The sequence below is a fragment of the Roseofilum sp. SBFL genome, assembly GCF_017746885.1.
GTDB lineage: Bacteria > Cyanobacteriota > Cyanobacteriia > Cyanobacteriales > Desertifilaceae > Roseofilum.
The window spans coordinates 50,193-57,975 of the sequence record NZ_JAGHZH010000097.1 but is presented as its reverse complement, the minus strand read 5'-3'; the positions used below and the strand labels follow the sequence as shown (position 1 = coordinate 57,975).

6 protein-coding genes are annotated in these 7,783 nt (G+C 46.6%); 2 read left to right on the top strand and 4 right to left on the bottom strand.

Annotated features, from left to right (window positions below):
* Nucleotides 1–156 precede the first annotated feature (156 nt).
* Nucleotides 157–1,965 (bottom strand): proline--tRNA ligase, encoded by a 1,809-nt coding sequence (gene proS, locus J7545_RS11040; protein ID WP_318700129.1) that lies wholly within the window; start codon nucleotides 1,963–1,965, stop codon nucleotides 157–159.
* A gap of 123 nt (nucleotides 1,966–2,088) precedes the next feature.
* On the opposite strand from proS, the gene J7545_RS11035 reads away from it, so the two are divergent.
* Nucleotides 2,089–4,488 (top strand): S26 family signal peptidase, encoded by a 2,400-nt coding sequence (locus J7545_RS11035; RefSeq protein ID WP_318700128.1) that lies wholly within the window; start codon nucleotides 2,089–2,091, stop codon nucleotides 4,486–4,488.
* 318 nt (nucleotides 4,489–4,806) lie between these two features.
* Here J7545_RS11035 and J7545_RS11030 read toward each other — a convergent pair whose 3' ends face one another.
* Together J7545_RS11030 and J7545_RS11025 are read right to left on the bottom strand one after the other, a co-directional pair.
* Nucleotides 4,807–4,998 (bottom strand): hypothetical protein, encoded by a 192-nt coding sequence (locus J7545_RS11030; RefSeq protein WP_318700127.1) that lies wholly within the window; start codon nucleotides 4,996–4,998, stop codon nucleotides 4,807–4,809.
* Nucleotides 4,995–5,570 (bottom strand): zeta toxin family protein, encoded by a 576-nt coding sequence (locus tag J7545_RS11025; RefSeq protein ID WP_318700126.1) that lies wholly within the window; start codon nucleotides 5,568–5,570, stop codon nucleotides 4,995–4,997. The genes J7545_RS11030 and J7545_RS11025 overlap by 4 nt, the downstream gene beginning before the upstream one ends.
* A gap of 154 nt (nucleotides 5,571–5,724) precedes the next feature.
* Here J7545_RS11025 and J7545_RS11020 point away from each other — a divergent pair, with 154 nt between their 5' ends.
* Nucleotides 5,725–6,567 (top strand): Uma2 family endonuclease, encoded by an 843-nt coding sequence (locus tag J7545_RS11020; RefSeq protein ID WP_318700125.1) that lies wholly within the window; start codon nucleotides 5,725–5,727, stop codon nucleotides 6,565–6,567.
* Here the strand turns inward: J7545_RS11020 and J7545_RS11015 are convergent.
* Nucleotides 6,564–7,751: a glycosyltransferase family 4 protein gene (locus J7545_RS11015; protein WP_318700124.1), complete on the bottom strand. Its 1,188-nt coding sequence runs from the start codon at nucleotides 7,749–7,751 to the stop codon at nucleotides 6,564–6,566. The genes J7545_RS11020 and J7545_RS11015 overlap by 4 nt on opposite strands.
* Nucleotides 7,752–7,783: the final 32 nt, after the last annotated feature.

The window sequence follows — 7,783 nt, the reverse complement described above, 5'->3', positions numbered from 1 at the left end:
TCAATGGTCGCGATCGCATAACTATAGCATCAGGTTAGAGGGTTACTTGCCCAAAAAATCGCTAGATTTTTTTCGCCATCTTTTAACGGCTCAAAGCCTAGCCTAGCCTTAGATTCAAGCCTGTTGTCACCCCCTGAGGTCCCACTTATGTGATTTTTAGGCGTTTAAAGCAGTTTGAATGCGCTTTTGGAGAACCGAAATGACTTCGTCTATAGCGACTTCTTCAGAAGCGAGGGTTGCTCGTTCGACACATTCAACTTTACCGGATTTGATGGCTCTGCCGGTCACCAAACGATAGGGAATGCCGATTAAATCTGCATCCTTGAATTTTACCCCAGCTCGCTCATTGCGGTCATCAAGTAAGACCTCAATTCCAGCTTTTTGCAGGTCTTGATAGAGCTTTTCGGCGACTTCCATCTGTTGACTATCAGTAATATTGGGAACACAGACAATGACAGTATAGGGCGCGATCGCCACGGGCCAAATGATGCCATTTTTATCATAGGACTGCTCTACCGCAGCTTGCGCGAGGCGAGAGACTCCAACCCCATAACATCCCATATAACAGGGCAATTCTTCCCCCTGTTCGCTGGTAAACGTGGCATTCATAGCCTGGGAATACTTGGTTCCCAACTGGAAAATATGACCGACTTCAATGCCTCTGGCAGTTTGTAACATTTGCGTCGGGTCGTGAACGGCGCGATCGCCAGCTTTAGCGGTACGCACATCCACAATGCGATCAGGTAAAACAAACTGCTCTCCCCAATTTGCGCCCATCATATGATAGCCCGTCTCATTAGCTCCGGTAGCAAAATTTTGCAACTCTACCGCCGTTTTATCCACCAACCGCAAAAACTTGGGCGCTAAATTCTCTTGTTGAGTAATATATTCATCTCCTAAACCCGGATCGATATAACCCAACGGCAGAGGTTTAGCAGCCCATTTGCTCTGTGCTTCTGGATCGGGAACGGTGAGCGCCAAAATAGCCTTCGCGCCGTATTCTGGAGCCAAAGCAGTTAACTCATTAGAGAGTTTCACCTCATTCACATCTTGATCGCCGCGAATACTCACTAGCACCAAAACCGTCATTCCACTATCATAAACGGTTTGATACAGCACATTTTTCACCGTATTGGTGGCATCACAACCGAGCGCCTCGCAAAGTGTGGCAATGGTATTTGTATTCGGCGTTTCTACTTTTTTATACTCTGTAAACGGAGAAGGTTGAGCTTCTGCGGGAAGAGAAACCGCCTTTTCCACATTGGCTGCATATTGGCTATCTTCCGTGTAGAGAACCTCATCTTCTCCAGCCTCAGCCAACACCATAAACTCCTGGGAAACCCCACCCCCAATGGCTCCAGAGTCCGCTTGTACCGGCTGGAATTTCAGACCACATCGCCGCAGCATATTCCGATAGGCTCGATCCATATCCTGGTACGTCTGTTTCAAACTGTCCCGGTTAGTATGAAACGAGTAGCCATCCTTCATAATAAATTCCCGACCCCGCATCAGGCCAAATCGGGGACGAATTTCATCGCGGAACTTGGTTTGAATTTGATACAGATGAATCGGTAGTTGCCGATACGAGCGAATCATATCACGGGCGATCGCCGTAATCACCTCCTCATGGGTTGGCCCTAACCCCAACTCCCGTTTTTGCCGATCCTGCAAGGCAAACATAATACCTTCGGCTTTGGTATAGGTTTCCCAACGTCCGGACTCTTGCCATAGATCCGACGGTTGCAGTTGGGGAAGCAAGCATTCCTGGGCCCCCGTAGCATTCATTTCCTCACGTACAATTTGGGAGACTTTTTGCAAAACTCGCCACATTAGGGGAAGATAAGCATAGAGTCCGCTACCAATTCGACGAATATATCCTGCCCGAACCAATAACTTATGGCTGGGAATTTCTGCTTCTGCTGGGTCATCTCGCAGCGTATTAAACAGCATGTGTGACAGTCGCATTCTGTGTTGCTCCCATTTAGACCAACTTACTATTATCTCATAGGGAGCAATGATTCAGAAACTGGGTTTCTTTCCCCCTGCTACAATAATCATTAACCCCTCCATTGTTAACTTTGAATCGAAATGTCCTCAAAGGGTCGCCTCTCTCGCTATGTGCGCTTGGCCTTTGTCGCTCTAGCGTTCGTTTTGTATCCCTATTTGGTCAATCAACTTCCTGCCTTAGAAGACCTGCTCAAAGATGTGCCGCCTATCATGCTGATTATTGCTGCGTTGATATTTGCGGCTGTTGTTGTTGTCGGGCCAGAATTATTAAACGAAAAAGAGAACAGTAGCGAGGAGTTATGGCAAAAGTTCGCTCAAGGAAATCAGGAAAAGATTAGAGAGCGACTCAAAGGCAATCTCTATCAAGACTGTTATATTCCTCTGGATTGGGATGATTCTCCCATAGACTTAGATCAACCCGTTACTCCATCTCAACCGTCTCGGAGTCAACGGTTACTGATTTTAGGAGAACCCGGAAGCGGCAAAACCACCAAACTGCTCAGAGTCGCCCAAACCTTGGCAAAAAAGGCTGCCCAGAACCCAGAGAAACCCATCCCGGTGATTTTTGAGCTGTCCACCTGGCGCGAGGAGAAAATCCTCGATTGGATGGTAGAACAGATGGCAGAGATGTATGGCTTAAAGCCTGAACTTTGTCGTCAGTGGCTGTCAACAGACCGGATTATGCCCTTGCTCGATGGTTTGGATGAGCTAGGACAAGAGAGGATGAAAAAAGCTATTCATGCCATTGAGCAGTTACAAGATAATTATCAGCAGCAGCAAAAATTCTTAGTTATTTGTTGCCGGGTTAAAGATTATGAAAGCACGACTACAGAGACGGAAACTGAACCCAACTGTCGCCTGCGGTTCCGCAAACTTGACCGAGCGGTAAGATTGCGCCAATTAACAGATGAGCAAATTCAGCATTATCTAGACCAACGTAAAGCCTCCCATCTCTGGGAAGACTTAGGGACTCATCCAGAATGGAAGCAATTGGCCAAGAATCCCATGCTCTTGAATCTGATGCCCATTGCTTACCGTTACCCGGAACGGTTGCCAGGGGATGCACTGGAAGATATTGCGGCTTGTCAAAAACAGCTTTTTGATGCATTTTTGGCGAAAAAACTGCCCCAACTAGATGATTATAAGGAGAAAGATAAAGATCCGAGGCATTATCTGGCTTGGTTAGCGGCGAGTATGGGCAAAGAAGGGATTAATCAACGGGAGTTTTTAATTGAATCCTTGCAACCCACCTGGCTAGAAAATGCGCGGCAATACCGACACTATCGCCTGATTATCGGGCTGATTGTCGGGCTAATTTTCGGGCTAATTATCGGGCTGATTGTCGGGCTAATTTTCGGGCTAATTATCGGGCTGATTGTTGGGCTAATTTTCGGGCTGATTTTGGATCACACCTCCATTCAATTAACAGAAGCCCTCGATTTATCTTGGCAGGGAATCAAGCGCGAATTACGCCTGGGTTTAAAGTGGGCGCTGATTGTCGGGCTGATTGGAGGGCTGATTGGAGGGCTGATTATTGGGCTGATTGTCGGGCTGATTGGAGGGCTGATTGTCGGTCTGAGAGCCGACTTAAAAGTGAGGCAACGCCCCAATGAAGGCATCAAGGAAACGGGGATTAAAACCCTGATTACCATCGGGTTAGCGATGCCCCTCTGCCCGCTCATGGTTATTGTACCGAATTGGGCGACGGGACAGGAGGTCGATCTGCTGACTGCCTTGATTCAAGGGGCAGGAATGGGAATAATACTCGGATTTTTGGCTGGGGGTGGTGTTGCCTTAATCCAACATTTTGCCCTGCGTTGGGTGTTGTTTCATCAGGGAAACATGCCTGAGAATTATGCACACTTTCTCACTCAAGCCAGTCAAGCAGGCATCTTAAAACAATCGGGGGGACGGTTTCGCTTTTATCACGACACACTGCGGGAACATTTAGCCCAAGAAGTCTCCCTCCCTGCCTATACCCTGCCCCCACACCAAATAAATTGGGGTTTAGTGTTGATATTGTTCTTCATGAGTGTTTGGTTGCCCAGAAGCATCGATACCTTTTCTGCTCAACGCATCACTAACGTGGGACTAGATCCAATTTTCCGCCCTCAAGACACCGTATTTATTGACCGCTTAACCCATCGTTTTCGTCCGTTCCATCGAGGGGATATCATTTTCTTTGAAATGCCAGAATTGAGTGTTATCAAATACATTATTGCCGAACCCCAGGAAACCCTAGAAATCCGATCCGGTGAAGTGTTTATCAATGATGAACCCCTCGATACGGGTTCCATCGAGTTACCCCCCACATTTAACCAACCCCCCATCACCCTCAACTCCGATGAATATTACGCCATTGTCACCGACCCCGATTATAAATACCAAGATGTCGGTCAAGTCGTCTCCCGCCAACAAATTCGCGGTCAAGTGATTTTCCGGTTGTATCCCTTCCATCGCTTTGGTTCAATGAACAATTAACAATTAAATCCGAATCATCAGCTATGATTTGTCATTGCGTTTAGCGAAGCTTGCGCGAAGCGCGAACGGAACGCAGTGGAGTGAAGCAATCTCGATCGTCTCGATAATTGTAGCGATTGCTTCCCTGCGGTCGCAATGACAACTGTTTAACCGGATTTGATATAACAATTCAAATCCAGAAACCGGGTTTCTTGCGTATCTTCGCATTGGTGTCCATAACTGTGGCAGAAACCCGGTTTCTTTCCCCCTCGCGTTAACTCAGAAACTTGTCCCAAACCCATTGTTCATTGTTCATTGTTCATTGTTCATTGTTCATTGTTATGGTAATAGCTCAATATCCAAGTCTTCTGGTGCAATCCACACCACTTTTCCATCCTTCCAGGCTGCAACTGGATTTCCCAGTTGTTTGTGTTCCCATACTGCTCGATTAATGGCTTTTTGAATCCCTTGATCAATTAAGATATGTTCAGCAAAAATAGCGGGAATATCCTTATCGTTAGTTTCACTCATGATTCACCTCTTAAGATAATATTCCATGTTTCTTGATTATATATCACCTCATCGATTTCGATTCCTCCCATCGCAATAATTGGTGATTCTTTCGGATCGGAATTGTCATAAAAAAGCCAAGTATCCGCAATGGCTTGGTATAATTGAAAAAAGTTTCGGACTCCTGCATGGTAACGACGACGAATGGTTTCTTCCGGTACATGATGACCTCCTCTGCGAACTCGTTCTTGAACGCGAGCGATCGCTAATTCAGGATTGACTAACCAGAGAAAAATCAAATGAAATCGATATCCAGTTAGCCTCAAGGAAGTAATCCAAGGGGCAAAGCTACGAGTTGCTAAGGTGGTTTCAAAAGCAAAATCAAGCCGCTCATTGGCTAGTTCTTGGAGCCGCTTGAGCATGATCCGGCCAGCGCGAAATGCTATTTGTTCTGGATTAAACCCCGATAGACCTTGGGCGATCGCATCAGCATTAACATATTCGTTAACGCTTAAAACTCCTGGTAACAAGATCGGCGCACTGGTCGATTTTCCAGCCCCGTTGGGCCCAGCAATAACAATTAATTGTGGCATGGGAATCTGCACCCTTAACAATACAAGAATCTTAGATCAAATTCTTAAAGGTTTGCATCAATCGATCCTTGGGAGGCAAGGGGCTTAGAGCAACTTGTCGAGTAACTAACCGATTCAGTTATACTGTGATAACCGAGTGTTGAGGGAAAGAGCCATGTCAGTCGAACTTATTGACGAAAAATTACCTCAGACTGAACCACAAGAGCAAGAAGTCATTCCCCTTCCGCCAACTGATTTACCTTACGACGACGGAGTACCCTTGGAAAGTAATCGCCATCGCATCGCTATGAATGTCCTGATTGCGTCCTTGCATCAGGCCTATCAAGGACGCAATGATTATTACACGGGTGGGAATATGTTCGTCTACTACAGTAGCGCACAAGTGCGAAACCAGGATTTTCGCGGCCCTGATTTTTTTGTGGTTTTAGATGTAGATGGAACCCTTGAGCGCCGCAGTTGGATTTTGTGGGAAGAGCAAGGACGTTATCCTGATGTGATTGTGGAATTGATGTCCCCTTCCACGGCAGAAGTTGACCGGAATGAGAAGAAAGAGTTGTATGAAAAAGTCTGGAAAACTAACGATTATTTTATCTACGATCCCTTTGACTCTGAGTCATTACAAGGATGGAATTTAAGTGGAACGCGCAAGTATGATGAAATAGCGCCAAACGATCGCGGATGGCTGTGGTGTGAGAGTTTAGGATTATGGTTGGGCACCTGGAATGGGGAGTTGATGAAAGAAAATGCTTCTTGGTTGCGCTTTTATGATGCTGAGGGTAATTTGGTATTGTTGCCGGAAGAAGTGGCAGTGCAGGAGCAGGAAAGAGCCGATCGCCAACAGGAAAGAGCTGATATTGCTGAATTAGATCGCGATCGCGAACGTCAGGAAAAGGAATTGGAGCGAGAAAGAGCCGATCGCGCAGAATCTAATTTACAACAATTACGCGAAAAACTCCGACAGTTGAATATCGATCCGGATACTCTCGAGTCCCCTTAATTAACCAAGCTCCGGTAAGAAGCATCGTTACTCTGTTCAATGACCTCATCATAAAGCTGTTCCACCTGAGAAATATTACGATTAAGCGTATAGCGTTCTAATACTCGTTGACGCGCTTTTTGTCCCAGCATAATACTTAATTCGGGATGATCCCGAAACAAAGGCAAGAGGGTTTGTAACTCAGTCGTTACGCGATTCGCATTCAAAATCACCCCTGCACCCTTTTCCAAAACCTCACCATCAGCTCCCACATCCGTTGCCAGACAAGCCGTTCCGCAAGCCATGGACTCCAACAGAGAGAGAGACAATCCCTCAACAAAAGAGGGTAAAAGAAACACATCTGTTCCCCGTAAAATCTCGATTCGACGCTGCTCATCCCCAATAAAGCCCAACCAAACAATCCCCTGTTCTGCTCCATAGGAAGCTCTGAGGGCAGTTTGCAGGGGGCCAGTCCCGACGATCGCCAACTTACACCCCGGCCCCAAATCCGCCATTCTCCAAGCCTTCAGCAGCGACTCCACATTTTTCTCAATGGCAATGCGTCCTTGATACAAAAATAACCGTTCTGCCTGCAATTGCTGCTTAATCGAAGAAGGGCCAGGGGAATATTTCAGGGCATCCACCCCATTGGGAATCACCACCACTTTGTATTCCGGAACCCCCAGTTTAATCAGAATCTCGCGCTGCATCTGGGAAAAGACAATAGTTTTATCATAATTTGCCAAACAAGGGGCATAAAGTTGATAGGTGAGTTGTTGCGTTCCCGAAGAAAAATTGCGTAATTTGCGGTCAAATGCTGGATGAAATGTCGCCACCAAAGGTAAATGCAAATCTTGGCAAATTTCCGGCAGCAAAAAATCCAGAGGAGACAAGGTTAAAGACGCATGAACCAGATCCGGTTGCAAAGAATGGAGCGATCGCGCTAAAACCTTAGACGAACTCAACGTCGGAATCGTATAAATTGTTGATTTATACAAACAAGGAATCGGTACTTCTGGACAATCCGGCCAGCCTTCCGAAGAGGCTTGAGCGCCATTCGCTGGCAGTTCTGCGACCCCATCCTCCGAGGCAAAATGAAAAAAACTCACCTGATGTCCGCGATCGAGCAACGCATTCGTCACCTCACGGGAATAAGTGACGTTACCACAGAACGGAGATTTTTTACCAAGCCAAGCGATATGCATTCAATTGCCAAGAAGGGGATAGGGAGATGGGG